Here is a 25,938-nt window from a genome sequence, read left to right as displayed (position 1 = left end):
GACGGTGGCGGGCGGGGCCGACTCGTTAGCCTCGACGGGTGGACGTGATAGCGAGAGCCTGGTCGAAGGCGGTACGAACGGCGCTGCCCGGGCCCTGGCGGCTCGGGCTGGTGATCCGCGAGCTGGTGGGCGCGCTCCTGATCGGCGGGCTCGCCGCGCTGATCGAAGTGGTCAGCCACAGCGGACTGACCCTGCCGATGAGCGTCGGCTCCGCCGTCCTCTTCCTGCTGCGCCGCGGCCTGCCGGCGACCACGCTGGTGCTCACCGCCGCGGCCGGCGGTTTCAGCGGCGGGCCGTTGCCGCTGCTGGTCTGCGTCGGCTGGTCGGTCGGCGCCCGGGTGCGCCGGGTCGGGGTGCTGGCCGGCTCGTTCGCCGTCGGCTGGGTGCTGATGACCCTGTTCGGCGTGGTGAAGGACGCCGGGCAGGTCCCGGTCAAGCTCATCGTCGGGTTCACCCTGGGCGGCTTCCTGCTGCTCGCCGTGCTGCCCGCGCTCTGGGGCCGGTACCGGGCGCAGCGCCGCGCGCTGACCGACGCGCTGCGCGAACGCAACGAGCAACTGCTGCGCGAGCGCGCGATGGTCGCGCACCAGGCGCGGCTGCGCGAGCGGCACCGGATCGCCCAGGACATGCACGACAGCCTGGGCCACCAACTGGCCCTGATCTCGGTGCACTCGGGCGCGCTGGAGGTCGACCGGACGCTCACCGACCGTCAGCGCGAGGCGGTCGGGGTGCTGCGCCAGGCGGCGGTCGCGGCGATGCGGGAGCTGCGCGAGGTGGTGGGGGTGCTGCACGACGAGTCGACGGCGCCGCCGCCCGGTCCGGGCACCGCTCCGGGGTCCGGCGGGTCGCCGGTGGGCGGCCCCGGCAGCGGCGGCTTCGGCAGCGGCGGGTTCGGTACCGGCGGCGTCGGGACCGGGGGCGTGGACGGGATCGAGCGGCTGGTCGAGTCCTCCCGGGCGGCCGGCACCGTGGTCTCCCTCGTCCGGGACGGCGAGCGCCGTCCGCTGAGCGCGTCCGCCGGGCACGCGGCGTACCGGGTGGTGCAGGAGGCGCTGACCAATGCGCACAAGCACGCCCCCAGCGCGCCGATCACGGTGGCGCTGCGCTACGAGCCGGACGCGCTGGTGGTGGAGGTGGTGAACCTGGCGGCGCCCGAGCCGGCGGGAGTGCGCCCCGGCGGCGCCGCGGCGGTGGTCAGCGGCGGCCAGGGGCTGACGGGTCTGCGCGAGCGGGCTCGGCTGGTCGGCGGCATGGTGCACACCGGTCCGACCCCGGAGGCCGGGTTCCGGCTGGCCGCCGTGCTGCCGTACCGGGGCGCGGAGGGCGCCGGGGCCGCGGGCGACGGTGCCGGGGCGGGCGGCGCGGACGGCGCGGACGGCGCGGGGGCGGGTGGTACGGGCGGCATCGGCGGTGCGGGGGGTGCGGGGGGTGCGCCGGAGTGGGCGCTGGAGTGGGCGCTTGAGGGTGTGCCGGCGATGGCAGCCACCCCGCCGAAGCGGCGCAGCCCGGCGATCGGCTTCGCGGTCGGCGGGGTGGCGGTGCTGCTGGCCGTGCTCGGCCTGCTGGTCTGGGGCGTCATCGGCTTCGTCCGGTCCGCCGAGGACGCCACGGTGAAGCGGTCGGTGTACGAGAGCCTGGAGCTCGGCACCCCGGAGGCCGAGGTGCGGCGGCAACTGCCGCCGGGCAGCGACCTCTTCCTGCGGCACCTGAAGGGCACCGGCCCCACCCCGCCGGAGGGGTCGGTCTGCGTCCACTTCCTCACCGACGGCCCGGGTACCGGGTGGGGCGAGGACGCGACCGTCCGGTTCTGCTTCAAGGACGGGGTGCTGGTCGACAAGCAGCACTACCGGGTGAAGCAGTGACGGGAGGGGATGCCAGGATGGTCCGAGGGGGCGCCGGCCGGTCCGCCGCCGCGCCGTCAGGACCAGTACAAGGGGATGACCAGCAGTGATCCGAGTCCTCGTCGCCGACGACGAGCCGCTCATCCGGGCCGGGATCAGGATGATCCTCTCCTCGGCCGACGACATCGACGTGGTGGCCGAGGCCGCCGACGGCCGGGAGGCGCTGGAGCTGGCCCGCGCGCACCGGGTCGACGTCGTCCTGCTGGACATCCAGATGCCGGTGATGGACGGCCTGACGGCGCTCGCCGAGCTGCCGAGGGCCGCCCCCGGCGCGCGGGCGCTGATCCTCACCACCTTCGGGGAGCGCGACAACGTCCTGCGCGCCGTGAGCGACGGTGGTGCGGGCTTCCTGCTGAAGGACACCGCGCCGGCCGAACTGATCCAGGCCGTCCGGGCGGCCGCCACCGGGCACGCCTTCCTGTCGCCGGCGGCCACCCGGCACATCGTCGACTCGCTGGCGGGCGGGCGCTCGGGACCGGCCGCGGCGCGCGGGGCGCGGGCCCGGCGGCGGCTGGAGGTGCTGACGGAGCGCGAGCTGGCCGTCCTGGCGCTGCTGGGCGAGGGGCTGTCCAACGCGGACGCCGGTGCCCGGATCCACATGAGCGAGGCGACGGTGAAGACCTACGTCAGCCGGATCCTGGCCAAGCTGGGCTGCGAGAACCGCGTCCAGGCGGCCCTGCTGGCCAGGGACGCGGGGCTGGAGGACGTCGGCTGAGGATGTCGGCCGAGGGTGCCGACCGGGCGCCGAGGGCCTGCTGACGATCCGTTCGGTGCGTGCAAGGACGGATCGTGTGCCGTGCGCTGAGCGACTTTCCGCTCACGCTCGGTAGTCGGAGTGGTGAACGCCACCTCGACGCCCGATGGAATCGGGAACTCCGTTCGGCATGATGACGATCCGTCAGTCGGTGGTGACGGTAAGTCGACTAAGCGCTCATAGGTTCAACCGGCCGGGTGTGAGCGAGGGCACGGAATTCGACCGTTTGGGCCGGGAAATCCGGTCAAATCCGGTCGTTTCCGGGTCCGTTTCATGATCGATACCGCCGGTAACAGTCATCTGAGCTGGGACGACCAAGAATTGCTTGATGCGGCCCGGTAGCGCCCGTAGCTTCTTTGGCGGTGCAACGAGCACCACCCGGGTTCACCCCCGACCCATGGCCCGCCGACTGACCACCGGCGCGAGGGCCGTGACCGCCGACGCGGCCGGCTCCACCGGGCCGCAGGCGAGCGAAGGGTGGCCGGGGCGGCACGGCACGTCGGACACGTGCTCGGCCGCCCATCGTGTGAGGGAGCGACGACCGGCCCCGGCAGGGGTCTGGTTCCGCATGCCTGCCCGGGGTTTGTCGAGAGGACTTCCATGAATCCCCGTCACGAGACCGCCGCTGCCACCACCACCGCCGCCAACAAGCGCAACCGCGTTCGGATGGCCGTGGTCGCGGGCGCCGCTGTCGCGGCCCTGCCGGTGGCCGGCCTCGTCACGGCCACCTCGGCCTCTGCCGCCCCCACCTCCGCCTGGGACGCCGTCGCCCAGTGCGAGAGCGGCGGCAACTGGAGCATCAGCACCGGAAACGGCTTCTCCGGCGGACTGCAGTTCTCCCCCTCCACCTGGAAGGCGTACGGCGGCGCCGCCTACGCCCCGCAGGCCCACCAGGCGAGCCGGCCGCAGCAGATCGCCGTCGCCGAGAAGGTCCTCGCCGCGCAGGGCCCGGGCGCCTGGCCGGTCTGCTCGGCCAAGGCGGGCCTCAGCAAGGGCGGCGCGCCGGCGGTCGTGGCCGACACGCCCGACACGCCCGCCCCGGCGCCCAAGGCGCAGCAGCCGGCCAAGCAGCAGCCGGCCAAGCCGTCCACCGAGCAGGCCCCGGCCCAGAAGCCGCCGGCCCGCAAGGCGCCCGCGCCGTCCCGGCCGCAGACCGCGCCGCAGCGGTCCGCCGCGCCCGCCGCGCCCGCCGCGCCCGCCGCGAAGCCCGCCCCCGGGCCCGCCACGCCCGAGCAGGGCTTCACCGGCGGCAGCTACGTCGTCAAGAGCGGCGACACGCTGAGCGGCATCGCCGCCAAGTTCGGCCTCGACACGGCCGGGCTGCACGCCAGGAACATCAAGGAGATCGGCACCAACCCGAACCTCATCTTCCCGGGTCAGACCCTGTCTTTCTGACCCTCTCCGCACCGGGTCCGGCATCCCGGTGAACCGAACGGCCGCCCTGCCCCCGGGGCGGCCGTTCGGCGTGTCGCGGTCCCGGGGAGCGGGGGTGCGGGCGCGCCGGGCGGACGACTCCCGGCGGTAGTTGAACGTTGAACGCGACGTCCGAATACCGCCGGACCGCCGGGTCGTCACGGCCGAAGCTGGAGTCATGTCCGCGAACGACACAGGGAGTTCTGACGATATGACGATGACCAAGCTCGCGAAGCTCGACGGCAAGGTGGCCCTGGTGACCGGCGGCAGCCGGGGGATCGGGGAGGCCGTGGCCCTGCGGCTCGCCGAGGACGGCGCCGACGTGGTGGTGACCTACCTGGGCAGCGCCGAGCGGGCCGAGGCGGTCGCGGCCAAGATCACCGCGATGGGCCGGCGCGGCTGGGCCGTCCGGGCCGACAGCGCCGACCCGCAGGAGGTCCGCGCCGTGGTCGCCGCGGTGGCCGAGCGCTTCGGGCGGCTCGACATCCTGGTCAACAACGCCGGGGCGGGTTTCATGGGGCCGATCGAGGACACCGGCCTGGCGGACATCGACCGGGTGCTGGAGACCAACGTCCGCGGGCCGTACCTGTTCGCCCAGGCCGCCGCGGCCCACCTGGCCGAGGGCGGGCGGATCGTGACCATCGGCAGCTGCATGGCCAAGCGGACCGCCTTCGCCGGCGGCAGCCTCTACGCGACCAGCAAGGCCGCGACGATCGGACTCAGCAAGGCGCTGGCCCGTGAGCTGGGCCCGCGCGGGATCACCGTCAACGTGATCCACCCCGGTCCGATCGACACCGACATGAATCCGGCGGACGGCCCGGGCGCCGAGTTCCAGTCGGGCTTCACCGCGCTCGGCGGCTTCGGGCGGCCCTCCGACATCGCCGCGACCGTCGCGCACCTGGCGGGCGAGGACGGCCGGTACATCACCGGCGCGGAGATCGCCGTGGACGGCGGTTTCGCCGTCTGACCGGCGCGCGTCGCCGCCCGCGTAGCTGCCATGGGCGGCGGCGCGCCGTACCGGAGGACCGGCCCGGGGTGTTGCTCCGGGCCGGTTGTCAGTGCCCGCGCTTACGATCGGCCGGACCGACCACGTGAGCGGGCGCGCGACCGTACGGCCGCGCGCCGGCGCACGGGTCCCGAGTGAGGGGCCGGGGAGGTCCCGACGACGGAGAGGTGCGTCATGACCGGAGCGGAAGACCCGATCGAGCTGCTCGCCCGTGCGCTCGCGCAGACCGCCGGAGTGATCGACGGCGTCGGCGCCGAACTGGCCGACCACCCGACCCCCTGCCGCTCCTGGGACGTCGGACAGCTGATCAGCCATCTGTTGCAGGACCTGCGACAGTTCACCGTCCGGGCGGAGGGCGGCACGCCCGACTGGTCCGAGCCCTTCGAGCGGGTCGAGGACGACTGGCTGCACCGCTTCGAGGCCGGCGCGGAGCGGCTGGTGGCCGCCTGGCGGAAGGCGGGCGACCTCGACGGCGTCATCGAGGTCCCCGGCGTCGGCGAGCTGCCGGCCCGCTTCCCGGTGGACCAGCAGATCGCCGAGTTCGCCGCGCACACCTGGGACCTCTCCCGGGCCACCGGCCAGTCCACGGCCGGGCTCGACCAGGAGGTCGGCCGGGCGGCGCTGGCCTGGGCGCGCGGCGCACTGCGGCCGGAGTACCGGGGGAGCGAGGAGGAGCAGCACGCCTTCGGCCCGGAGGTCGCGGTCGCCGAGGACGCGCCGGTGTACGACCGGCTCGCGGGGTTCTTCGGCCGCGACCCCGGGGCCGTCGGGTAGCGCGGCGAGGGCCGGACGCGGGGCGCGGTCAGCCGGTTCTCTCGGGGTCGGGGGGCGGTTGCGTCGGGGCGTAGGGTCGTGGGGAGTCGTGCTGGACCGGAGGGGGAGGGCGTCGATGCTCGGTTGGTGGTTCGTCGTGAGGGCACCGGTGGGGGAGGAGGGCGAGGGCGTCGTGCTCGCCAAGTGGGAGACGGGGCTCCGTGGGCGGGACTGGATCGAGGCGCTGGTCGCGGCCGGCCGGGCGCAGCAGCTGCAGTTCGACGGCTACCCCTGTCGCTACACCGCCCGCGCCGGTGAGGTGCTGCCGTTGCTCGCCGACGGCTCGATGCCCGGTGCCGACTGGCGGCTGGGCGAGCTGCACCCGGCCCGGATCGCCGCCTGCCCGCCGGACGCGCTGCTGACCGTCATCGCCTGGGACCAGTCCTGAGTCAGCTGCCGGGCGTGGTCCGGGCGGCGGCGCGCTTGATGGCCTCGCGGATCCGGGGGTAGCTGCCGCAGCGGCAGATGTTCTGGATCTGGTCGATGTCGGCGTCGGTGGGCGCGGGGGTGCGGCGCAGCAGGGCGACCGCCGTCATGATCTGGCCGGGCTGGCAGAACCCGCACTGGGCGACGTCGCACTCCAGCCAGGCCTCCTGGACGGGGTGCAGGGTGTCGCCGTCGGCGAGGCCCTCGATGGTGGTGACCCGGCGGTCCGCGCAGTCCTTGACGGGCACGGTGCAGGGCTGGATCTCCTCACCGTCGAGATGGCTGGTGCAGGCGCGGCAGACGCCGACGCCGCAGCCGTACTTGGGGCCGGTGACGCCGAGCTTGTCGCGCAGCACCCAGAGCAGCGGCATGTCGTCCGGTGCCTCGACGATGACCGGCCGGCCGTTGAGGACGAAGGTGTGGCTGGGCATGGGGCGCGTTCCTCGGGGACTCGGGAGTTCGGGGCTCGGGGGTTCGGGGGGCCGGGTCAGAAGTTGATCGGGAAGGAGCGCGGGCTCGTCCCGGTGGCCCGGGCGTAGGCGTTGGCCACCGCGGCGGAGGCCGCCGGGACGCCCAGTTCGCCCGCGCCGCCGGGCGGTCCGCTCGGCGGCAGCAGGTGGATCTCGACCACCGGCGGGCTGTGGCGCTGCCGCGCGTATTGGAAGTCGGCGAAGCTGCCCTCGCGGACGGCGCCGCGGTCGATGTGGTTGCCGGCCTGCAGGATCACCGAGATGCCGTCGATCAGCGCGCCGGTGAGCTGGGCCTCCAGACCGGTGGGGTTGATCACGGTGCCGAGGTCGGCGGCGATCACGGCCTTGGTGACCCGGGGCTGCTTCGGGTCGGTCGCGTCGAGCTCGACCAGGTAGGCGGTCCGGCCGCCGTTCTCGGCGTGGTAGCCGATCCCCTGGGCCTGGCCGGCCGGCATGGTGCGGCCCCAGCGGCCCGCCTGGGCGACCTTGTCGAGGACGGACCGGCCGGCCGACTCGCGCAGCCGGCCGCGGCGGAAGGCCACCGGGTCCTGGCCGAGGCGGCGGGCCAGTTCGTCCATCATGATCTCGTCGGCGACCCGGACGGTGCCGGAGTAGACGGAGCGCCAGCTGCCGGTCGGGATCCTCAGCGGCACCTCGGCGAGCAGCTGGGTGGGGAGGCCCACGTTGTACGGGTTGCTCTGGCTGAGCAGGAAGAAGGCCTGGGCGAGCGAGAGCCCGGCGACCGAGAGCTGGAAGCCGGCGGCGGTGAGCGCCTCGCCGAGGCCGTGGCCGAAGTCGGTCATCACGGTGGCGGCGCGGTGCTCGTAGCTGAGCACCCGGCCGAGCCCGTAGGTGGCGCGGACCCGGTGGTGGGTGGCGGGGCGCATCCGGCCGTGCCGCATGTCGTCGTTGCGGGTCCACATGAGCTTGACCGGCCGGCCGGCCGCGCGGGAGATCTGCGCGGCCTCCACGGCGGCGTCGTAGAACAGCCGCCGGCCGAAGGAGCCGCCGCCGCGCACCACGTGGACGGTCACCGCGTCCTGCGGCAGACCGAGTTCGGCGGCGATGGTCTGCTGGGCGACGATCGGGGTCTGGGCGGCGAACCAGATCTCGGCGCGGTTCGGCCGGACGTCCGCGACCGCCGTCAGCACCTCCATCGGCGCGTGGTTGACGAAGGCGAAGTCGAACTCGCCGTCCACATACTGGGTGAGCAGCGGCGGGACGAGGAACGGCGCGTGCGCGGCCCGCAGCTTCGACCGGATGTCCGCGTCGGAGAGCGCGGCGACCGGGCCCGGGTGCCAGGAGGTGCGCAGCGCGTCGCGGGCCTTCAGCGCCTGGTCGAAGGTCTCGGCGAGGACGGCCACCCCGCTGGGGACGGTGACCACGGCGAGGACGCCGGGCATGGCGCGGGCGGCGGAGGCGTCGAGCGAGGCGAGGGTGCCGTGCAGGGTGGTGGGGCGCGCGACCACGGTGGGCACCGCGCCGGGCACGGCGAGGTCGCCGGCGTACTGGGCGCGGCCGGTGACCATGTCGCGGGCGTCGATCCGGCCGGTGGGGCGGCCGACCAGGCGGCGCTGCTCCGGCGGCTTGGGGGTGGCGGGCACGGCGGGCACCGTGACGGCGGCGGCCTCGGCGGCGAGTTCGCCGTAGCCGGCCCGGCGGCCGTCGGGGGCGAGGACGGCGGAGTCGGCGGTGCGCAGGGTGCCGGCCGGCAGTGACCAGCGGCGGGCGGCGGCGGTGACCAGCCGGGCCCGGGCGGCGGCGGCCGCGCCGCGCACCGGGTCGTAGAGCGTGCGGACCGAGTTGGAGGCGCCGGTGAGCTGGCTGAACAGCAGGTCGGGGCGGCTGTCGGAGAGCGGGACGTCGACGTCGGTCAGCCGCGCGTCGAGCTCCTCGGCGACCATCATGGCGACCGTGGTGGTCAGCCCCTGGCCGACCTCCAGGCGGGGCAGGTGGAGGACGGCGCGGCCGGCGGTGGTGATCTCCAGGACGAGCAGGTGCGCGGTGGGCAGGCCGGCGAGCTGGAGGGCCTGGCCGAGGTCGACGATGTCCGGGATGCCGGGCAGGCCGAGCAACTGCGAGGGGGCGGCGGCGGCCTGGGCGGTGGCGGTTGCGGCCTGCGCGGTGGCGGGGGCGGCGGCGTCGAGTCCGGCCCGGGCGGCGACGGTGAGGGTGGGCGCGGCGAGCAGGTAGGTGAGGAAGCGGCGGCGGTCGGCGGCGCCCGGTTGCTGGTCGGCGCCGGACTGCTGCTCGCCGGTGAAGTCCGTGCCGTCGGAGGGCGCGATGGAGGTGCTGATGGGAGGGAGCCCTTCTCGCCGGTGACGGCTCCGGCCGGGCGGGCCATGAGGGTCCCGCCCCGGTGCCGAAGGTGCCGGACGGTGCTCGGGAAGGCGGGCACGTTTTGGTCGTGTCCACGATCGTGAGCGAGAACGCGGTTGAGCATAGGAGCGCCCTACTGGTCGGTCAACACGGACACCTGGGGCATGCTCGGACATCTGATCGGATGTCGGATGGGGCGGACACGGAGGGCGCGGGAGGGGTACGGGGCTGGTGCGGGGCACACGGCGCGGCGCGCGCGGTACCGCCGTCCGGGGGACACGCGCCCGGGGGGCGTGCGGCGGGCCCCCGGGGGCGGACGGGAGCATGACCGGCGCCGGGCGGGCTCGGGGCCCGGTTCGAGGGGAGGGGAGCGCCGTGCCGAAGTGGCCCAAGATCACGGCAGTCCAGTGGACCTTCTGCCTGGTCCGCCCGTGGCGGAGACTGGTGTCCGCACCCGAGAACCGCTGATGGCCCACCACCCCAGGAGTACCGTGCCGTCCCGCCGCAGCCCCCTGTCCGGAGCACAACGCACCCTTGCCGTCGCCCAGTTGGTGAGCGCGGTCGGCGACGGCGCCTACTACACCAGCTCGGCGCTGTACTTCACCCGGATCGTCGGCCTCTCACCGACCAGGCTCGGCCTCGGCCTCGCGGTGGCCTGGGCGATCGGCTCGGTCGCCGGCGTGCCGCTCGGCCACCTCGCCGACCGGCGCGGCCCCCGGGGCACGGCGGCGGTGCTCGCCCTCGGTACGGCGGCGGTGGTCGCCTCGTTCCTCGTGGTCCGCGACTTCCTGCCGTTCCTGATCGCCGCCTGCTTCTACGCGACCGCCCAGTCCGGGCTGGGCGCGGCCCGGCAGGCGCTGGTCGGCGGGCTCGTCCCGGACGGCGAGCGGACGGCGGCGCTCGCCCGGCTGCAGGCCACCCTCAACGCCGGGCTGGCGGTGGGCGCCGCGCTCGGCGGCGTGGCGCTCACGGTCGGGACCAGGACGGCCTTCCTCGCCGCGTTCGCGCTGACCGCGCTGGGTTTCCTGGCGACGGGGCTGATCCTGCTCCGGCTGCCGGCGGTGGCGCCGTCCGCGAAGGCGGGCGGGTCCGGGGAGGCCCCGAGGTCTGCTGGGGAAGCGGCGGACGTTGCGGCGTCCCGCTCAGCCCGCCCCTCCCGGGACGGCGGATTCGCGGTGCTGGCGGACCGCCGCTACGTGGTCGTCACGCTGGTCAACACGGTGCTGCTGCTGCGGATGCCGCTGCTCAGCCTGGTGATCCCGCTCTGGATCGCGGACCGCGCCCCGCAGCTCGGCTGGCTCGGCTCGGCGCTCTTCGTCCTCAACACCGTCGGCGTGACCCTCTTCCAGGTCCGTACCGCCCGCGCCGTCACCGGTCTGCCCTCGGCGGCCCGGGCCGTCCGCCAGGCCGGGGCGGTGCTGCTCGCCTCCTGCGCGGTGTTCGCGCTCTCGGCCGCGACCGCCCCGGTCTGGGCGACGGCGGCCCTGCTGGTGGCCGGCGCGGTGCTCCAGGTGTTCGGCGAGATGAAGCAGTCGGCCGGCTCCTGGCAGATCGCCTTCGACCTGGCCCCGGCGGACCGGCTCGGCCAGTACCAGGGCTTCTTCGGCACCGGGGTGGCGGTGGCCCGCACCGCCGGACCGCTGCTGCTGACCACCCTCCTGCTCGACGGCGGAGGCCCGGGCTGGCTGCTCCTCGGCGGCCTCTTCCTCGCGGCCGGCTGCGCGATGGGCCCGGCCGTCCGCAGGGCCGAGCGCGACCGCCCGTGGCGCGCGCCGCTCCCGGCGGAGGGGCTGACGTCGGAGGCGCTCCCGGCGGAGGGAGAAACGGCGGAGGGGCTCACGGCGGAGGCGCTCACCAAGGTGAGCTAGCGAGTTGAGGGGCGCGGGGGGAGCCCCGCGCCCCGGTGACGATACGGCCTACAGGTGCGGGAGGACGAAGTCGTAGCCGGCCACGGAGTGCGCGGCGCCGGCCGGACAGGCGCCGTTGGTCGGATAGCCGTAGAAGTAGAGTCCGTAGCACTTGGGACAGAACCGCCAGTTGCGCTGTGAACTCCCGTTCTCCGGGATGTCGTGCGGGATGACGAAGTCGTACCCGGCCGCGGCGTGGGCGGCTCCGGCGGGGCAGCGGCCGTTGTCGGGGTAGCCCCAGAAGAACATGCCGTAGCACTTGGTGCAGAAGCGCCAGTTGTGCTGCGCGGTGGGCGTCTCGGGGATGTCGTGCGGGATGGTGAAGTTGTAGCCGGCCGAGTCGTGGCCGCCGCCCGCCGGGCAGGCGCCGTCGGTGGGGTAGCCGCGGAAGAACAGGCCGAAGCACTTGACGCAGAACCGCCAGTCGGCCTGGCTCGCCTGCGTCGAGGCGGTGCCTGCGCCCGAGGCCGCCGCCGGTCCGGCCGCCGTCCCGATCGAGGCCACGGCGCCCAGGCCGGCCACCGCCGTGAGGCCCAGCGCCCGGGCCAGTACGGCCCGCCGGCCCGGCGGCTGGTGCGGCTCCGGTCGCGGGTTGTCGTCGTCTGCCGTCAGGAAGCCCATGAGTGTCCACCTCTCCGCCGGGTGGCCGGCGAATCCGAAGGCAAGGAGCGGTCAGGCTTTCGCAATGCCGAGTATTGGGTTCCGGCTGTCCACGGTCAACGGAGCGCGGGCGCACCACCCGGAGCCCGATGCGCCGGTCGCGCCCCCCACCCGGTACGCGGCCCCATCCGGTACGTGGCCCCTGGTGCGCCGTGACCCGCCAGCCACAGCGTCAAACGCGGCGCAGACCATACGGTTAATGATGATCTTCAGCCACCGGCCGCGCTGTTTCCCGTCAATTCTGACCAGAAAAGAGAGATTGACGGTGATTAGGGTACTTCTCGCAAGAATCTTCCGCCGCTCATCCCTTCCCCTGTTGACGGGGGGCTGACAGGCTGTCCGGGTTTGCAGAACCGGAGGAGGTTTCGTGTCCCGTATCACCAGCGCGGCACTGGCGGTCACCAGTGCCCTCGCCCTCGTCGCCGGTACCGCCGCGGCGGCCGTCGCGGCACCGGCCCCCGGCCCGGCCGCCGAGGCCAAGGTGGCACCGGTCGACTGGAAGCCGTGCAACCCCGATCCGAGCCAGCCGGATCCGAAGATCTACGACTGCGCCGTCTATCAGGTGCCGCTCGACTACGACCACCCGAACGGCGAGACCACCGGCATCGCGATGATGCGCCGCCGGGCGAGCGACCCGGCCAAGCGGATCGGCTCGCTGTTCCTCAATCCCGGCGGCCCGGGCGGCAGCGGCTACCTGTGGGCGACCACCGCCCGCTTCGGCAAGGACGTCCAGGACCGCTTCGACCTGGTCGGCTTCGACCCGCGCGGTGTGGCCCGCAGCAACCCGCTGAAGTGCTTCACCACCGACGAGGAGGCCGCGGCCGTCAACGACCGGATGGTCGGCGTCCCGGTGACCAGGGCCGAGATAGCGCAGACCATCGACGCCACCGAGGACTACAGCGACGCCTGCTCGCGCAACGCCGGCCCGCTCATCGAGCACATGTCGACCATCAACGTGGTCCGCGACCTCGACCGGATGCGCCGCGCCGTCGGCGACAGCAAGCTGAACTTCGCCGGGTTCTCCTACGGCACCCTGATCGGCGCCACCTACGCGGGCATGTACCCGGACAAGGTGCGCGCGCTGATCGTCGACGGCAATGTCGACCCCAACCTGCGGATGCACAACGGCGTCGAGTACGACCGCCAGCGCGCCGCCGGCTTCGAGGTCGCGCTGGCCGAGTTCCTCAAGCGCTGCCAGGCCGCCGGCGCCCCGCGCTGCGCCTTCGGCGACGGTGACACCCGGGCCAAGTTCGACGCCGCCCGCGACCACCTGCGGACCAACCCGGTCACCCTGCCGGACGGCACCCAGGTCACCCTCTCCAACTTCACCAGCCAGGTGGCCAACGCCCTTTACTCGCAGGCCCGGCAGGCGCCGATCGCCAAGTCCCTCCAGGCGCTGCACCAGGTGATCAACGCCCAGGCCGCCCCGGCCGCCGCCGCGCAGGGCCTGGCCGCCGCCCCGGCCGCGGTCGACCCGGCCGTCGTCGAGGACGCCAAGGCCCTCGCCGCCCCCGTGCCGAACGCGCTGCGCGAGGCCCTGCCGGAGACCCCGTACTCCGCCGACGACTCCTACTACGGCGTCAACTGCCAGGACAAGCCGTACCCGTCCAACCCGTGGACCCTGGCCAACCTGGCCAAGCCGTGGGAGAAGGAGTCGCCGACCTTCGGCCGCTACCAGGCCTTCGACGGCCCGACCTGCGCCTCCTGGCCGGCCCCGGCCCGCGACGCCGAGCGCTTCACCGGCCCGTGGAACCGGAAGACCGCCACCCCGGTGATGGTCATCGGCAACCTCTACGACCCGGCGACCAACTACGGCTTCTCCCAGCGCATGCAGCGCCAGCTGGGCAACGCGGTCCTCGTCTCCGTCGACGTGGTCGAGCACTGCGCCGTCGGCCGTAGCACGGAGCTCGGCAAGCTGGTCACCGACTACCTGCTGAACCAGAAGGCCCCCGCCCCCGGCCAGCTCCTCAAGCCCGACACCGAGGCCTTCCCGCCCATCGCCTGACCCACCCCCGAGAACCATCGAGCGGCCCGTTCCTTCCGGGAACGGGCCGCTCGGCTGCGCTCAGTCAGGGGTCTGGCGCGAAGAGGTGCTGGTGGCAGTCGGGAAGAATCGACCGGCTCTGGCTAGCACGGCACGACGCGAATTCCCTTCGAGCGCCACGGCTCAGGTACTTCGTCGGCGTCCGCCAGCCGCTGAATCCACGCCAGCTGGTCTTCGAAGTACTGCCAGTAGGGTGTTGGACCCGTCTCGGCCGAGCCCCTGTCGAACACGAGGATCGGCCCGTCCGTGCCACGCTTACCGTGCCCGTAGAGCATGACGCGCATCGTGTCGTCGATCATCTCCAGGGCAAAGCTGCACGGGAAGTTGAACAAGTAGATCTTGAAGTCGCCGCCACCCGCGCGAGCAGCCTCCGCGAGAGGGGTGAGTACCTCACGCATGTACCGGGCCGGATCCTCCATGGCGGCCTCGGCCGGCTCCAGCCGGTACCTGTCCTTCCGTGACTCGCAGAAGGGATCCATGATGAATACGCGGACGGGTACCTCGTGCGACTTGGCGACGAAGAGGTCCCGGAGCTCGTCAGTGCCGTAGAAGTTCCGCGTCAGACCGAACATGGTGATCCCCGACCGGGCGTCGCGGACGCGTTGGATCAGATCGGTCTTCGAGTCGGAGTTGGTGAGCGGAAAGAGGTCTTGGAGGCCGGACGACTCCAGATGTCCCAACATGCGTCCACTGTAGTCTCGGCTTGTGTACGACATGCCGAGACTGCGCGTGGGGTTCGGCTCTACGCTGACGGCATGGCACTTGATCCCGCCCTGCCCGTAGGCCGGCGTATCCAGTACTACCGGGAGCGCGCCGGTAAGAGCCGCGCTGTCCTGGCCGGACTGCTCGGCCGGTCGCCCTCGTGGTTGAAGCAGGTGGAGGCCGGAGTGCTCCTGCCTCCGCGCCTGCCGATGTTGACGCGAATCGCTCAGCACCTGGGCGTGGACGATCTCTCGCTACTGACGGGAGACGTCAGCATGCCGCGCGCCCTCTACTCCGGCATGGACCATGCGGCGCTGGCCTCCGTGCGTCGCGCGGTCGACGGGGCGCCGCTCGGTACGGCCGGAGGGCCGGCTCCCCGACTCGATCACATCGCGGTGCAACTTGCCGACGCATGGCGCACGAGGATGACGCGAGGGGACCACCGGACCGCCCTGGCGGAACTGCTTCCCCCGCTGGTGTCCGCGGCGTCTGTGGCGGCGTCCCACCCCGAGTGCACGGATCGGCGTCGGGCGGAAGCGATGTACGCCTCCGCCCTCAACTTGACGCAGATGTACGCCGCCTTCCAAGGGGACGGCAACCTCGTTTGGCGGGTGGCAGAACGCGCACTCGCGACAGCCCGTGCGTCGGGAGACCCGCAGGCCATCGCCACCTCCTGCTGGTTCCTTGTGGAGGCGTTCCGGAAATCCGGTCAGTGGGAGAGTGCCCAGACTCTCACGGAGGACGCGCTTCGGCTCCTGAACCCTGTGCGTACCGAGAACCCGGAACTCGCGTGCGCATGGGCCGACATAGCCTACCACGCCGCGATCACCCATGCGGTGGCGGGGGAGGCCGGCGACGCGTGGCGGTGGATCGACCGCGCGAAGGCGGTGTCCGACGCCCTCCCGGCCGACCACTGGAGTGCCCCGACGTCAGGATCCCGGCAGGCGGCTGCGCTGCACTCCGTCACCGTGGCTGTAGAGCTGCGGCAGACGGGCACAGCGCTGCGGTGGGCGCGCCGGCTGCCGGAGGCAGACGTGATCGCGGTTCCGCGGCGCGGTCGCCACCTCATCGAGGTGGCCCGTGCGCACGCGCTCCGGGGCGAGTCGGAGAAAGTGGCTGAGCGCCTGACCACCGCCGTGGAGGTGGCTCCGGAAACCGCACGGTGGAGTGAGGAGACCCGGGCCATGGTGCGGGCGCTGATCGATGGTGGTCCGTCAGACCAGGTTGCTGGCCGACGACTTGCGGACGCCATTGGGATGGCCGCGTGAAATAGGGGGCAGAGACTCTGCCCCTTCCCTCCGTAAGGAGCCCGTAGCGTCGTGTGACGAGACGGGCTCTTTGCGTGAGGGAGACGGCGAATGGCGGTAGTGAGACAGTACGGCGGTGCGAAGCGGCCGTTCCCCAAGCACGGGACTGCGCAGGTGCCGAGGGACCGGGCCCCGCTCGACGACGACCGGGCGGCGGCGCGGACTGCCCAGGGTGCCGCCGAGGTCATCCAGCGGGACGCGGTCCGGGCGCACTGCTCGTGCCCGCAGTGCGCCGCTCGGAGGGCGGCGTGACGGCCGGCGGGCTGGAGCCCGTGGACCCGTGGCAGCGTCTCGATCCCCGGCAGGTCCGCGCGGAGGGAATCGGAGCGCGGTCGGTTGGCGCGGTCGGCACCCTTGTACGCCCCCGGCGCATCTTCCGGTTCCTGGAGTGGACGCTCCGGACTGACCTGGAGCCCGATCGCCCGCCCGTGGTGCACCGCTTCCGGTGCGTCGGTGAGGCCGAAGACGGCACGCCGTGCGGCGGGGAGGGACCGGAGAGCAGCGACTTCGCCACGGCGCAGAAGTGGCCCGCGGAGCACCTGCGGGACGAGCAGGGGCACCGCTCCTACGAGCACGTCGCGCGGACGCCCTGGCTCATGGTGCCGAAGGAGGAGCCGTGATCGCGGAGACCCCGGCCGAAACCGCCAACTGCCTCATGTGCGCGGCCTGGGAGGCACTGGAGCGCGTCTCCGCCGAGGCCGGCGACCACTCCCGCGCCCTGGACGCCCGCCTCCGCGCGGGCCGGCACCAGGAGGCGGAGCACCATGACTGAGGTGAACCTTCTCCCGGAAGAGGCGGACCCGCCGCAGGCGGCTTGTGATCCTTGGCCGGTTCTGACGCCGGAGGAGCACACCACCACCTCGTTGACGCCCCGGGAACGCGACCGCCGGGCGGAACTTCTCGCACCCGTCCGCAGCGCCAACCACCCCCCGATCCGCTGACCACGGATCCACGAACTCCCTGGCCGGTGATGGGGAAGGCAAGCCACTGCCACCGGCCCGGGATCAGAAGTAGGGGAGCATGGAGAAGATCATGACGTGGGACAAGCTGACCAACACGCTCCGGGAGTCCGGTGCGCTGTCGGCCGACTGGGAGCAGGTTTTCCGATCCACCCCGCGAGACCGCTTCACCCCGGATCGGATCCAGGTCGAGGGGGAGTGGATCGAGCGGGCGGACCACCCCGACCGGTGGGCGGAGGCCGTCACCTCTGACGTGCCGCTCGTGACGCAGGTTTACGACGGAACCAATACCCCGTCGTCCTCCAGCTCCATGCCCACCGTGGTCGCGACGATGCTCCGGCACCTGGACGTCGCCCCCAGGATGCGGGTCCTGGAGGTCGGCACCGGCACCGGGTGGACGGCCGGCCTGCTGACCAGTCGGGTTGGCGCGGAGAACGTGGTCACGATCGAAGCGGACCCCGGTCTCGCGATCGACGCCCGCGCACAGCTCGCCACCATGGGGCGCACGCCCACGGTGCTTGCAGCGGACGGGATGCTCGGCTACCCCGTCGGGGCCCCGTACGACCTGTGGGTGCGCGACCAACGTCCGGACAGCGGGGACTTCGACATCGACGACATCCGCTACGGTCCGTCGGAGATCGACCCTGCGGACATCGCCGACTCCACCGACGCCGCGTTCGCGATCGGGCTCCGCATGTCGGACCTGTTCCGGCAGAGCGTCTGGGCTCCCTATGACCGGCTCGGCACCGGCCGGTTCGAGATCTGGGACGGGGTGTCGTACGCCCACTGCCGCCTGGCCGACTGGAAGGGGAAGCACGCCGTCTCGCAGTCCGGACCGCGGAACCTGTGGGACGAGGTGACGGCCGCGTACGGCTGGTGGCAGCGTCAGGGCAGCCCGAGCCTGCACCGGTTCGGGCTGACGGTCTCGGTAGCGGGCGAGCACCAGGCGTGGCTGGACGACCCGGACAACGTGATCGGGTAGGGCCCCGGGCCCCTAGAAACCGCCCTTGGCCGATGCTACTTGGGGACGCGACACCGGATCAGAACGAGGTGGACCTCTACCTGCGCAAGTCGTAGCGGATCCGCACCAGGCAGGGGAAGGGCTCCGTCCGTCATGCGACACCCCCGGCGGGACGGACGGAGCCGCCAACTACACCACCAGGAGGGGCGCCACCCGATGGCACTGGGAAGGACGAAGCAGACCACGAAGCCGAAGGTCGACAAGAAGGCGACCGAGCACACGGGGAAGGAGGCGCGGGAGCGGCGGGACCTGTTGGAGCGCTTCAAGGACAAGATCGAGAAGAAGGATTAGCTCAGTGCCCCGGAAGAAGCGGCTCGTCGAAACCGTCGGTAGCGGGTATGTGCCGACGCTGGACGATTGGGGCGCCTTTGAATCAGGTGCGGACGCGCCAGCGCTCGTTGAGGCGGTGAGCTGCAACTGCCCGCGACGACGCGAAGGCGGATGCGTGGAAAACCTGGGGCTTCCCGGGCTGATGGGGCAGTTCATTGACGGGCGCGGACGGATGTGGACCCTCCTGAAGCGCACTCGACATGGGGACCCCATGACAACCCGCATTCGACGTACGTCCGTTCTGCTTCGACGGATCGAGAAGGGCCGGCTCGTCTACAAGAAGTTCCACTGTGCCGACGCGCCCGTAACCGAAAACCGGTACGAGCAGAACCGACCGGGCCGCCCGCCGGCCAGCGCGAGACTCCCGTTCCAAGCGAAGAAGCCGCCCGGAACGGACCCGTGAAGCTGCCCCCCCGCAGACTCCCGCCCCGGCTGGTCATCCCTGGCAGGCAGCCGGCCGGAGCGGGTTCCGCAACACCGAAGGACCCGGGACGCCTACCGGTGACCGGGACCGCCTCAGTGTGAGGAGACACCAGTATGACCGAGTCGACTGTCGACCCGACGCGTCCGCCCGGCCCGACCGCGCCGGAGCCCGGGGTGCTGCTCTCGGAGATCGAGTGGAGCCGCGTCGTGCGCACCATCCTGAGCGACCACCCCGACCTGGCGCCGGACACGGCGGAGCGCATCCTCGCGGAGGCGCTGGCCTACCTCTGGACCGTGTCCCAGCACCGGGACAAGCCGCTCGCGCCGTCGCCCGCTGTTGACGCCGGATGGCACGCGCTGATTCTCAACACCGAGATCTACGCGGTGCTGTGCGAGAAGTTCGGCGGCTTCATCCAGCACTACCCGCAGACTCCGGAGGAGACGGCCTACGACGCCTCCACCGTCGGGCTCACGGTTGCGACGATGGCCGGGTGCGGTGTCGCGGCGGACAAGGAGTTGTGGGCGGGACCCGAGGGCATCCCGCTCGGCCCGGGGGCGCAGACCTGGCACTCGCCGGACTGCGGGCCGATCATCCTCATCCCGAAGCCGAAGCCCAAGGACGTGCCGGAGCCGATCCCGGTGTAGTCCCGTCTTCACCTCGTCACTGACCGTAGGCTCCCGCTAGGAAGGAGGACAGCATGAGGGATTCCAAACACCCCGACGAGACCCCGGAGCCGCCGTCCGGTGACAGGTGGGTCAGCTCCGGGCACGTCACCATCGTTGAAGCGTATGAGCTTGCGGTGGCGCGGGGCCACGACAAGAACGTGCGGCTGTTTGTCACTGGTAAGGACGAGTAGCCCAAGAGCCGGCCCGGCCGTGCACGTCCCCCACGGAGCGGCCGGGCCCCCAGACCTCCGATGCCGCCGGCCGGTGGCGGGCGAGCACCAGGCGTGGCTGGACGACCCGGACAACGTGATCGGGTAGGGCCCCGAGTCCCGGTCGGGGCTGCGCCGACCGGGGCCCGCGTCCTCCTGCTCAGAGGTCGGTGAGCGGGATGTCCGGGTCGGCCAGGGACTTGGGGTCCACCGTCCGGCCGGAGCGGATCAGGGAGCGAATCGGGTCGGTGACGTCCCAGATGTTCACGTTCATGCCTGCCAGGACCTTGCCGTCGGCGAGCCAGAAGGCGATGAACTCGCGGGTGGCCGGGTCGCCGCGGAAGAGCACCTGGTCGTAGCCGCCCGGTTCGACCCAGCCGACGTACTCCATGCCCAGGTCGTACTGGTCGCTGAAGAAGTAGGGGATCCGGTCGTAGACCGCGTCCTCGCCGAGCATGGCGCGGGCCGCTGTCTGGGGCTGGTTGACGGCGTTGGCCCAGTGTTCGACGCGGATGTGCCGGCCCAGGAGCGGGTGGAAGGCGTTGGCGACGTCGCCCGCCGCGTGGATGTCCGGGTCCGAGGTGCGCAGGTGTTCGTCGGTCTTGATGCCGTTCTCCACCACCAGGCCGGCGGCCTCGGCGAGTTCGGTGTCCGGGGCGATGCCGACGCCGATCACCACCGCGTCGGCCGGTACCACCGTGTCGTCCGCCAGCCGGACGCCGGTGACCTCGCCGGCCTCGCCGGTCAGTTCGGCGACGCCCACCCCGAAGCGCAGGTCCACGCCGTGGTCGCGGTGGAGATCGGCGAATACCTGCGCCACCTCGCGGCCCAGCACCCGCAGCAGCGGGAGTTCGGCCGCCTCCAGCACCGTCACCTCGGCGCCCGCAGCGCGGGCCGCGGCCGCCGTCTCCAGGCCGATCCAGCCCGCGCCGATCACCACGATCCGGGCGCCCGGGCGGAACTCCTTGCGGATCCGCTCGCTGTCCTCCACCCGGCGCAGGTAGTGCACACCGCCGAAGTCCCCGCCCGCCACCGGCAGTCGGCGCGGCACCGAGCCGGTGGTCAGCAGCAGCTTGGCGTACTCCACCCGCCCGTTGTCGGCGAGGGTCACGGTGTGCGCGGCCGGATCGATCGAGACCACCCGGGTGCCGAGCCGCAGCGTGACGTCGTGTTCGGCGTACCACTGCGGCGGGTGGACGTAGATCTTCTCCCGCGCGCTCTTGCCCTGGAGGTAGCCCTTGGAGAGCGGCGGGCGCTCGTACGGGCGCTCGTGCTCCTCGCCGATCAGCACGATGCCGCCGGTGTACCCGGCCTCGCGCAGCGCCTGCGCGGCCTTCGCGCCCCCGAGGGAGGCGCCGACGATGACGATGGGGCGCTGCCGCCCGTCGCCGTCGGTGCCAGTGCTGTCCGTGCCCATGCTGAACTCCTCGCTCTCCGGCGGAAATCACGGACAGCCTGCCGCCGTCCGAGGGGCCTGTCGAGACGAAGTCCGGCGCGCCGCCCGGGCTCCCCCGAACGGGTGACACGGAAAGCGGCACGCCAAGGCGTCAGGGCGTCATCGCGTCCCGGACCAGGGCGGTGTCCGTGAACTGCTCGAACCGGACGATCCGCCCGCCGCGCACCGTGAAGTGGTGCGCCACCCGGACGTTCAGCGGGCGCCGGGTGGCCCTGTGGACCGCCGTGTAGCGGGCCAGCACCACCACGTCCTCGCCGTCCACCACGTACCGGTCGTCGTGCGTCGTCCAGTCCTCCCACTCGGCGGCCAGCCGGTCCATCACCCCGGCGGTGACGCCCTTCGGCGTCCGGTAGGTGCCGGCCAGCGGGAAGCCCGCCATCTCCGTCCACTCCACGTCGTCGGCGAGTGTCGCCCGTAGCGCGGCCAGGTCCCCGCGCGCCGAGGCCAGGTACTGGCGGCGGACCACGTCGGCCGGGGCGTCCGACTCGGCGAACGTGGCGGTGGACCTCGGAATCTCGATCATCGTGCTCAGCCCCACTTCAACTCGCCCTTGGCGACCTTCGTACCGAGGTCCACCGCCAGTGTCATGCCCAGCCCCGGGAAGCGCCGCTCCAGCGCCTCCCGGGCCCCCGCCGCGTCCGGCGCACGGCCGACCTCCGTCTCGAAGGCCCGCAGGTAGTCGCGGGTGTGGTCGATCGACGAGGGGTCGGTGGGCGCGCCCTCCGTCCGGTGCCCGGCCACCACGAACGCCGGCTCCAGCGCCGCCATGCCGTCCAGCAGGTCGATCCAGGCCGCGCGCTGCTCCGGGGTCGTGGTGTCGGCCGTCCACACGTGCAGGCCCTGGAAGAGCAGCACCCCGCCGAACAGCGCGCGGTGGTGGTGCTGCCAGAGGTAGTGCCGGTCCGGCAGGTGGAAGTCCGCGCCGCGCAGCTCGAAGCGGTGGCCCTCGAAGACCAGCTCGTCGGCGTGCAGCACCTCCGGGCGGACCAGCCGGGTGGGCAGTTCGGGGCCGAGGTGCGCCCAGGCGCGGAGCTTGGCGTCGAAGGTCTCCTGGATGTGCTCGACGGTCGACGCGGTGGCCACGAACCGGGCCTGCGGGAAGACGTCCTGCACCTCCTGGGCGCCGAAGTAGAAGTCCGGGTCGCCGTGGCTCACGAAGACGGTGGTCAGCCGCTTGCCACTGGCCCGCACCCGCTCGGCCAGCCGCCGGCCGTCGGACCGGGTGAACCCGGCGTCCACCAGCAGCGCGTCATGGGGGCCGGTGACCAGCACGGACGTCTTGTTGAGCGAGCTGTCCGGGCTGTCGATGACCTCGAAGTCGAGGGCGCTCATGAACGGTCCTTCCTCGCGGCCGGCCGGCCGGCCCGGCCGGGCGCGTCGTCCCGCGTGCGGTGGGTGCGCACGCCTCGTCGCCCAGCATCGGCGACCCGGCGGGTGCCCGCACCCCGGGACGGGGTGGGCGGGCGGCGGAGCCGGGGCCAGGTGAGATAGGGGCGGACGGGTCAGGCCCGGTCCGGTCGGGTGCCGGGGCGCGGGCGGAGGCGGAGGACGGCCGCCGCGGCGAGCAGGGTGGTGCCGGCGAGCGCCGGCCAGAGCACGCCCGGGTCGACGGCCAGGAGCACGGTCAGGGCGGCCGGGGCCACGGCTCGGCCGACGCCCATGGACAGCTCCCAGCGGGCCAGCGCCCGGCCGAGCAGGTGCGGCGGGGCGCTCGCCGCGACCAGGGCGGTGCCCGCGCCGGTGTAGAGGATCTCGCCGAGCGTGTAGAGCACGGACACCGCCGCCACGGTGGCCGCGCCGGCCGTGCCGCCGAGCGCCCCGGCCGCCCAGAAGCCCAGGTAGGAGACGGCGAGGGTGGCTCCGCCGGCGGCCAGCACGGTGTGCCGGGACCGGTGGGCGAAGCGGAGGACGACGGTCAGCTGCAGGGTGATCACCAGCACGGTGTTGCCCACGAACACGCCGGAGGACCACGCGGCCGAGGCGTGCAGGTGCAGCACCAGCAGCGCCGGGAGGGCCACCTCCAGGACGTCGAAGGCGAAGGCGTAGGGGAGGTTGGCCAGGCTGAGCAGCGTGATCCGGCGCAGCGCCGGGTCCTTCGCGGGGCTCTGCGAGGGACCCTGGTGGTCGCCGGCGCTGGGGTGGGCCTCGGCGGGCGCGGTCGGGGACTGCGGCGCGGTCACCCGCAGCGAGTGCACCAGCACCGCCGCCAGCAGGCAGGCCGCCGCGGTCACCCCGGCGAGCAGCCGGATCGCCCCCGCGCCGCCGGCCACCGCCAGCGTGGCGAGCAGCGCGCCCGCGCCCAGCCCCGCGTTGCGCAGCGTCCGGCCGGCCGCCAGCGCGGCGTCCCTGGTGCGGCCCTCGGTGAGGGTCGAGACGACGGCCGCATGGGTCGCGGGCCAGGCCTGGCTGCCCACGCCGAGCAGTACGGCCGCCGCCGCGAACCCGGCCACCCCGTCGGCCAGCAGCAGCGTCACCGACCCGACCGCCCGCACCAGCAGGGTGGCCGCGGCGGGCAGGCTGCGCGCGCCCCGGTCGATCCACCGGCCGGTCAGCGGGAGGACGAGCAGGCCCGCGACCATGCCGGCGGACATCGCGAGGCCCGCCGTGCCGGCGTCCAGGGCGAGCACGCCGATGCCGTAGAGGAGGAGGAAGGGCCGCAGCAGGCCGGTGCCGAGGGCGTCCACCAGCAGGGCGGCGGCGTAGCGGGGGCCGCCGGCGGCGGTCAGCAGACCGAGCAGGGCGGCCGGACCGCTGCGAGGCCGGGCAGGGTCGTTCGGCCGTGGGGCGAGGTCGTCGGGCCGGCGTGGGGTCGGGTCGTCGGGCCGCTGCCGAGGGCTCTGGGTCAGGCTCATGACCGGTACGGTCCGCCCGCACCCGGCCCGCGCGCACGTCGATTGACGACTCCCGTCAATCGACCTGGGAACGGGTCGCCGCAGGTGACAGGATCGGGGCGTGAGCCTGACCATCGACATCACCGGCCTGCCCGACGAGTGCCTGCTCTTCACGCCCTCGCCGCTGGCCGAACTCAGCGCGATGCTGCACGTCCTCGCCGAACCGGAGCACCACCCCGCCCTGCACGGCTGGGCGGCGAGCACCATCGCCGCCGTCCCGCCCGCGCTCGCCGAGCGGCTCGCCGAGGCCGACTTCGTCTGGCGCTCCTCGCGCGCCGACTTCCTCGTCCCCGGCCTGCCCGGCGCCACCCTCGCCGAGGAGCTGGACGCCGTCGACCGGATCGACGACGAGCGGTACGTCCGGGCCGCGCTCGTGATCACCTGCGGCGCCTCCCGGCTCAAACACCGGATCACCTCGCCGCTCACCGACCCGGTGGAGCAGGAGCGGGCCCGGGACCTCGCCCTGGCCCGCGGGCCCCGGCAGGCGGACTTCGCGGAGCGGCTGCTCGCCGATCCGCCCGCCGTCCGCGCCCTGGTCCGGCGGCTGCTGGAGGACTGCGCGGACGCGTTCTTCGTGGACGCCTGGCGGCGGGTGCTGCCCGAACTTGCCGCCGACGCCCGCCGGAAGACCGACCTGCTGGCCCGGTACGGAGCGGCCGAGGCGCTGGCCGCCGTCTCCTCCTCGGTGGCGCTGGAGGACGCGGGGGAGGGGCGGCGCCGGATCGTGGTCGACAAACTCCAGGACAACACCGCGAGCGCGGTGGCTGCGGGGGGCGTCACCTTCGTCCCGACCGCGTTCGGCCGGCCGCATCTGCTGGTGGTGTCCGCGCCCGGCTGGCGCCCGGTGGTGCAGTACCCCGTCGCCGAGCCGGGCGTGCCCGAGCCGGTGTCACTCGCGCTGGTCCAGCAGCGGTTGGAGGCCCTCGCCCACCCCGTCCGGCTCCGGCTCGCCCGCACCATGGCGCGCGGCCCGCACACCACCGGGGAACTGGCGGCCGCCTGGCAGCTCAGCGCGCCCGAGGTGTCCCGGCACCTGGGGGTGCTCCGCAGGGCCGGGCTGCTGACCACCCATCGGCGCGGGCGCTACATGCTGTACCAGCTGGACCTGGCCGGCAGCGCGCGGCTGGGCACCGATCTGCTGGAGGCGGTGCTGCGGTGACGGGAACACCGCGGTGACGGGATTACCGCAGTGACGGGAACACGGGCGCGGCGGGCCGCGTTCGAGCGATCATGACAAGTGACGCCGCCGCAGCCCCGTCCACCGCAGTCCCCGCTACCACCGCTTCCACCACCGAGACCCCGAAGGCCGCCGAGCCGGAGGTCCTCCGCTACGCCGCCTTCGCCACCGACCCCCGGGGCGGCAACCCGGCGGGCGTGGTGCTCGACGCCTCCGGCCTGACCGGCGAGCGGATGCTGGCGATCGCCGCCGAGGTCGGCTACTCGGAGACGGCCTTCCTGACCCCCGGCCCGGCCGGCGAGTACACCGTGCGCTACTTCAGCCCGCTGGCCGAGGTGCCGTTCTGCGGCCACGCCACCGTCGCCTCGGCCGTGGCGCTCGCCGAGCGGGTCGGCCCCGGGAGCTTCCTCTACCGCACCCCGGCGGGCGAAGTGCCGGTCGAGGTGGCCGAGGACGCGGACGGCGGCCTGCGCGCCACCCTCACCAGCGTCGAACCGCGGGTCACGGCGGTGGAGCCGGCGGACGTCGCCGAGGCGCTCGCCCTGCTCGGCTGGGCGCCCGGGGACCTCGACCCCGCGCTGCCGGCCCGGTACGCCTTCGCGGGCGCCCGCCACCTCGTCCTGGCCGCCGCCACCCGCGACCGGCTGGCCCGCCTCGCCTACGACTTCGACGGCCTCGCCGCCTTCATGACGGCCCGGGACCTGACCACCGTCCAACTGGTCTGGCGCGCCGCCCCCGACGTCTTCCACGTCCGCGACCCGTTCCCGGTCGGCGGTGTCGTCGAGGACCCGGCCACCGGCGCGGCGGCCGCCGCCTTCGGCGCCTACCTCCGCGAGATCGACCCCGCCGCCCCGGGCGTCCTCACCCTGCACCAGGGCGAGGACCTCGGCCGTCCGGGCCTCCTTCACGTCGACCTGCGCAGCGCGGCCCCCCGGGTCCGCGTCTCCGGCGCGGGGGTCGTCATCGACCCCGAGGCCGCCGGTTCCTGACCGTCGAGCGGTCGGACGCGGCCCGTGCGGGTGCTCCCGCACGGGCCGCGTCCGCGTCTGCCGGGGCTGGAGGCTTAAGGCGGTATGACAAAACG

Annotated in this window: 26 protein-coding genes; 18 read left to right on the top strand and 8 right to left on the bottom strand. The window is 73.5% G+C overall.

What is annotated here, in order from left to right:
- Positions 1-38: 38 nt before the first annotated feature.
- The 6 genes from ACFP3U_RS12295 (at position 39) to ACFP3U_RS12270 (ending at position 6,275) form a co-directional block, all read left to right on the top strand.
- Positions 39-1,862, top strand: a complete 1,824-nt coding sequence (locus ACFP3U_RS12295) for a sensor histidine kinase (protein ID WP_380225440.1) — start codon at positions 39-41, stop codon at positions 1,860-1,862.
- Positions 1,863-1,947: 85 nt separating this feature from the next.
- Entirely contained in the window at positions 1,948-2,616 is a 669-nt protein-coding gene (locus ACFP3U_RS12290) for a response regulator (RefSeq protein WP_380225438.1), read from the top strand.
- A gap of 639 nt (positions 2,617-3,255) precedes the next feature.
- Positions 3,256-4,050, top strand: a complete 795-nt coding sequence (locus ACFP3U_RS12285; protein ID WP_380225437.1) for a transglycosylase family protein — start codon at positions 3,256-3,258, stop codon at positions 4,048-4,050.
- Positions 4,051-4,285: 235 nt separating this feature from the next.
- Entirely contained in the window at positions 4,286-5,035 is a 750-nt protein-coding gene (locus ACFP3U_RS12280) for an SDR family NAD(P)-dependent oxidoreductase (RefSeq protein ID WP_380225436.1), read from the top strand.
- 213 nt (positions 5,036-5,248) lie between these two features.
- Complete coding sequence (locus ACFP3U_RS12275) at positions 5,249-5,848, top strand: TIGR03086 family metal-binding protein (RefSeq protein ID WP_380225435.1); 600 nt, start codon at positions 5,249-5,251, stop codon at positions 5,846-5,848.
- Between the two features lie 115 nt (positions 5,849-5,963).
- On the top strand, positions 5,964-6,275 hold the full coding sequence (locus ACFP3U_RS12270) for a hypothetical protein (RefSeq protein WP_380225434.1): 312 nt from the start codon (positions 5,964-5,966) through the stop codon (positions 6,273-6,275).
- 1 nt (position 6,276) lies between these two features.
- Here ACFP3U_RS12270 and ACFP3U_RS12265 read toward each other — a convergent pair whose 3' ends face one another.
- Both ACFP3U_RS12265 and ACFP3U_RS12260 read right to left on the bottom strand, forming a co-directional pair.
- Positions 6,277-6,744, bottom strand: a complete 468-nt coding sequence (locus tag ACFP3U_RS12265; protein ID WP_380225433.1) for a (2Fe-2S)-binding protein — start codon at positions 6,742-6,744, stop codon at positions 6,277-6,279.
- Positions 6,745-6,800: 56 nt separating this feature from the next.
- Complete coding sequence (locus ACFP3U_RS12260; RefSeq protein ID WP_380225432.1) at positions 6,801-9,278, bottom strand: molybdopterin cofactor-binding domain-containing protein; 2,478 nt, start codon at positions 9,276-9,278, stop codon at positions 6,801-6,803.
- A 315-nt stretch (positions 9,279-9,593) separates the two neighbouring features.
- Between ACFP3U_RS12260 and ACFP3U_RS12255 the strand changes: the two genes are divergently transcribed.
- Positions 9,594-10,970 (top strand): MFS transporter, encoded by a 1,377-nt coding sequence (locus ACFP3U_RS12255; RefSeq protein ID WP_380225431.1) that lies wholly within the window; start codon positions 9,594-9,596, stop codon positions 10,968-10,970.
- A gap of 48 nt (positions 10,971-11,018) precedes the next feature.
- Here ACFP3U_RS12255 and ACFP3U_RS12250 read toward each other — a convergent pair whose 3' ends face one another.
- Positions 11,019-11,630 (bottom strand): hypothetical protein, encoded by a 612-nt coding sequence (locus tag ACFP3U_RS12250; protein ID WP_380225430.1) that lies wholly within the window; start codon positions 11,628-11,630, stop codon positions 11,019-11,021.
- A gap of 406 nt (positions 11,631-12,036) precedes the next feature.
- Between ACFP3U_RS12250 and ACFP3U_RS12245 the strand changes: the two genes are divergently transcribed.
- Positions 12,037-13,674: an alpha/beta hydrolase gene (locus ACFP3U_RS12245; protein WP_380225429.1), complete on the top strand. Its 1,638-nt coding sequence runs from the start codon at positions 12,037-12,039 to the stop codon at positions 13,672-13,674.
- Positions 13,675-13,796: 122 nt separating this feature from the next.
- On the opposite strand, the gene ACFP3U_RS12240 is transcribed toward ACFP3U_RS12245, so the two are convergent.
- A complete protein-coding gene (locus ACFP3U_RS12240) occupies positions 13,797-14,396 on the bottom strand; it encodes a hypothetical protein (protein WP_380225428.1) in 600 nt (199 codons plus the stop codon).
- 72 nt (positions 14,397-14,468) lie between these two features.
- On the opposite strand from ACFP3U_RS12240, the gene ACFP3U_RS12235 reads away from it, so the two are divergent.
- From ACFP3U_RS12235 to ACFP3U_RS12200, 8 genes are all read left to right on the top strand, one after another.
- Positions 14,469-15,683, top strand: a complete 1,215-nt coding sequence (locus ACFP3U_RS12235) for a helix-turn-helix domain-containing protein (RefSeq protein WP_380225427.1) — start codon at positions 14,469-14,471, stop codon at positions 15,681-15,683.
- 53 nt (positions 15,684-15,736) lie between these two features.
- Complete coding sequence (locus ACFP3U_RS37135) at positions 15,737-16,342, top strand: DUF7848 domain-containing protein (protein WP_465261961.1); 606 nt, start codon at positions 15,737-15,739, stop codon at positions 16,340-16,342.
- Positions 16,339-16,494: a hypothetical protein gene (locus ACFP3U_RS12225; RefSeq protein ID WP_380225425.1), complete on the top strand. Its 156-nt coding sequence runs from the start codon at positions 16,339-16,341 to the stop codon at positions 16,492-16,494. Before ACFP3U_RS37135 ends, ACFP3U_RS12225 begins: the two co-directional genes overlap by 4 nt.
- Before the next feature lie 248 nt (positions 16,495-16,742).
- Positions 16,743-17,663 (top strand): rRNA adenine N-6-methyltransferase family protein, encoded by a 921-nt coding sequence (locus tag ACFP3U_RS12220; RefSeq protein WP_380225424.1) that lies wholly within the window; start codon positions 16,743-16,745, stop codon positions 17,661-17,663.
- 195 nt (positions 17,664-17,858) lie between these two features.
- Complete coding sequence (locus tag ACFP3U_RS12215; protein ID WP_380225422.1) at positions 17,859-17,993, top strand: hypothetical protein; 135 nt, start codon at positions 17,859-17,861, stop codon at positions 17,991-17,993.
- A 4-nt stretch (positions 17,994-17,997) separates the two neighbouring features.
- The gene (locus ACFP3U_RS12210) at positions 17,998-18,435 is read left to right on the top strand and encodes a hypothetical protein (RefSeq protein WP_380225421.1); all 438 of its coding nucleotides are present in this window, start codon (positions 17,998-18,000) and stop codon (positions 18,433-18,435) included.
- A 134-nt stretch (positions 18,436-18,569) separates the two neighbouring features.
- Positions 18,570-19,100, top strand: a complete 531-nt coding sequence (locus tag ACFP3U_RS12205; RefSeq protein ID WP_380225420.1) for a hypothetical protein — start codon at positions 18,570-18,572, stop codon at positions 19,098-19,100.
- A gap of 53 nt (positions 19,101-19,153) precedes the next feature.
- Entirely contained in the window at positions 19,154-19,312 is a 159-nt protein-coding gene (locus tag ACFP3U_RS12200; RefSeq protein ID WP_380225419.1) for a hypothetical protein, read from the top strand.
- 178 nt (positions 19,313-19,490) lie between these two features.
- On the opposite strand, the gene ACFP3U_RS12195 is transcribed toward ACFP3U_RS12200, so the two are convergent.
- The 4 genes from ACFP3U_RS12195 to ACFP3U_RS12180 all read right to left on the bottom strand — a co-directional run bounded on the left by ACFP3U_RS12195 (position 19,491) and on the right by ACFP3U_RS12180 (position 23,638).
- A complete protein-coding gene (locus tag ACFP3U_RS12195) occupies positions 19,491-20,747 on the bottom strand; it encodes an NAD(P)/FAD-dependent oxidoreductase (protein ID WP_380225418.1) in 1,257 nt (418 codons plus the stop codon).
- A gap of 130 nt (positions 20,748-20,877) precedes the next feature.
- Positions 20,878-21,309 carry a nuclear transport factor 2 family protein gene (locus tag ACFP3U_RS12190; protein WP_380225417.1) on the bottom strand — a complete coding sequence of 144 codons (432 nt, stop codon included), beginning with the start codon at positions 21,307-21,309 and terminating at the stop codon, positions 20,878-20,880.
- A gap of 5 nt (positions 21,310-21,314) precedes the next feature.
- Positions 21,315-22,118 (bottom strand): MBL fold metallo-hydrolase, encoded by an 804-nt coding sequence (locus ACFP3U_RS12185; protein ID WP_380225416.1) that lies wholly within the window; start codon positions 22,116-22,118, stop codon positions 21,315-21,317.
- 170 nt (positions 22,119-22,288) lie between these two features.
- Positions 22,289-23,638: an MFS transporter gene (locus ACFP3U_RS12180; RefSeq protein ID WP_380225415.1), complete on the bottom strand. Its 1,350-nt coding sequence runs from the start codon at positions 23,636-23,638 to the stop codon at positions 22,289-22,291.
- A gap of 100 nt (positions 23,639-23,738) precedes the next feature.
- Here ACFP3U_RS12180 and ACFP3U_RS12175 point away from each other — a divergent pair, with 100 nt between their 5' ends.
- On the top strand, positions 23,739-24,836 hold the full coding sequence (locus ACFP3U_RS12175; protein WP_380225414.1) for a DUF5937 family protein: 1,098 nt from the start codon (positions 23,739-23,741) through the stop codon (positions 24,834-24,836).
- Positions 24,837-24,907: 71 nt separating this feature from the next.
- A complete protein-coding gene (locus ACFP3U_RS12170; RefSeq protein WP_380225413.1) occupies positions 24,908-25,843 on the top strand; it encodes a PhzF family phenazine biosynthesis protein in 936 nt (311 codons plus the stop codon).
- Positions 25,844-25,938: the final 95 nt, after the last annotated feature.

Origin of the sequence: Kitasatospora misakiensis, from assembly GCF_042656005.1 — a bacterium.
In the GTDB taxonomy this organism is placed as follows: Bacteria; Actinomycetota; Actinomycetes; order Streptomycetales; family Streptomycetaceae; genus Kitasatospora; species Kitasatospora misakiensis.
Note: the sequence above shows the minus strand (reverse complement) of the source record. Positions and strands in the feature narration are given on the sequence as shown.

What these genes read in the sequence shown, in the direction of transcription:
- ACFP3U_RS12285 (WP_380225437.1), top strand. Translation starts at nt 3,256, where the DNA reads ATGAATCCCCGTCACGAGACCGCCGCTGCCACCACCACCGCCGCCAAC.
- ACFP3U_RS12280 (WP_380225436.1), top strand. Translation starts at nt 4,286, where the DNA reads ATGACCAAGCTCGCGAAGCTCGACGGCAAGGTGGCCCTGGTGACCGGC.
- ACFP3U_RS12275 (WP_380225435.1), top strand. Translation starts at nt 5,249, where the DNA reads ATGACCGGAGCGGAAGACCCGATCGAGCTGCTCGCCCGTGCGCTCGCG.
- ACFP3U_RS12270 (WP_380225434.1), top strand. Translation starts at nt 5,964, where the DNA reads ATGCTCGGTTGGTGGTTCGTCGTGAGGGCACCGGTGGGGGAGGAGGGC.
- ACFP3U_RS12265 (WP_380225433.1), bottom strand. Translation starts at nt 6,744, where the DNA reads ATGCCCAGCCACACCTTCGTCCTCAACGGCCGGCCGGTCATCGTCGAG.
- ACFP3U_RS12260 (WP_380225432.1), bottom strand. Translation starts at nt 9,278, where the DNA reads ATGTCCGAGCATGCCCCAGGTGTCCGTGTTGACCGACCAGTAGGGCGC.
- ACFP3U_RS12250 (WP_380225430.1), bottom strand. Translation starts at nt 11,630, where the DNA reads ATGGGCTTCCTGACGGCAGACGACGACAACCCGCGACCGGAGCCGCAC.
- ACFP3U_RS12240 (WP_380225428.1), bottom strand. Translation starts at nt 14,396, where the DNA reads ATGTTGGGACATCTGGAGTCGTCCGGCCTCCAAGACCTCTTTCCGCTC.
- ACFP3U_RS12235 (WP_380225427.1), top strand. Translation starts at nt 14,469, where the DNA reads ATGGCACTTGATCCCGCCCTGCCCGTAGGCCGGCGTATCCAGTACTAC.
- ACFP3U_RS12220 (WP_380225424.1), top strand. Translation starts at nt 16,743, where the DNA reads ATGGAGAAGATCATGACGTGGGACAAGCTGACCAACACGCTCCGGGAG.
- ACFP3U_RS12215 (WP_380225422.1), top strand. Translation starts at nt 17,859, where the DNA reads ATGGCACTGGGAAGGACGAAGCAGACCACGAAGCCGAAGGTCGACAAG.
- ACFP3U_RS12205 (WP_380225420.1), top strand. Translation starts at nt 18,570, where the DNA reads ATGACCGAGTCGACTGTCGACCCGACGCGTCCGCCCGGCCCGACCGCG.
- ACFP3U_RS12200 (WP_380225419.1), top strand. Translation starts at nt 19,154, where the DNA reads ATGAGGGATTCCAAACACCCCGACGAGACCCCGGAGCCGCCGTCCGGT.
- ACFP3U_RS12195 (WP_380225418.1), bottom strand. Translation starts at nt 20,747, where the DNA reads ATGGGCACGGACAGCACTGGCACCGACGGCGACGGGCGGCAGCGCCCC.
- ACFP3U_RS12190 (WP_380225417.1), bottom strand. Translation starts at nt 21,309, where the DNA reads ATGATCGAGATTCCGAGGTCCACCGCCACGTTCGCCGAGTCGGACGCC.
- ACFP3U_RS12185 (WP_380225416.1), bottom strand. Translation starts at nt 22,118, where the DNA reads ATGAGCGCCCTCGACTTCGAGGTCATCGACAGCCCGGACAGCTCGCTC.
- ACFP3U_RS12180 (WP_380225415.1), bottom strand. Translation starts at nt 23,638, where the DNA reads ATGAGCCTGACCCAGAGCCCTCGGCAGCGGCCCGACGACCCGACCCCA.
- ACFP3U_RS12170 (WP_380225413.1), top strand. Translation starts at nt 24,908, where the DNA reads ATGACAAGTGACGCCGCCGCAGCCCCGTCCACCGCAGTCCCCGCTACC.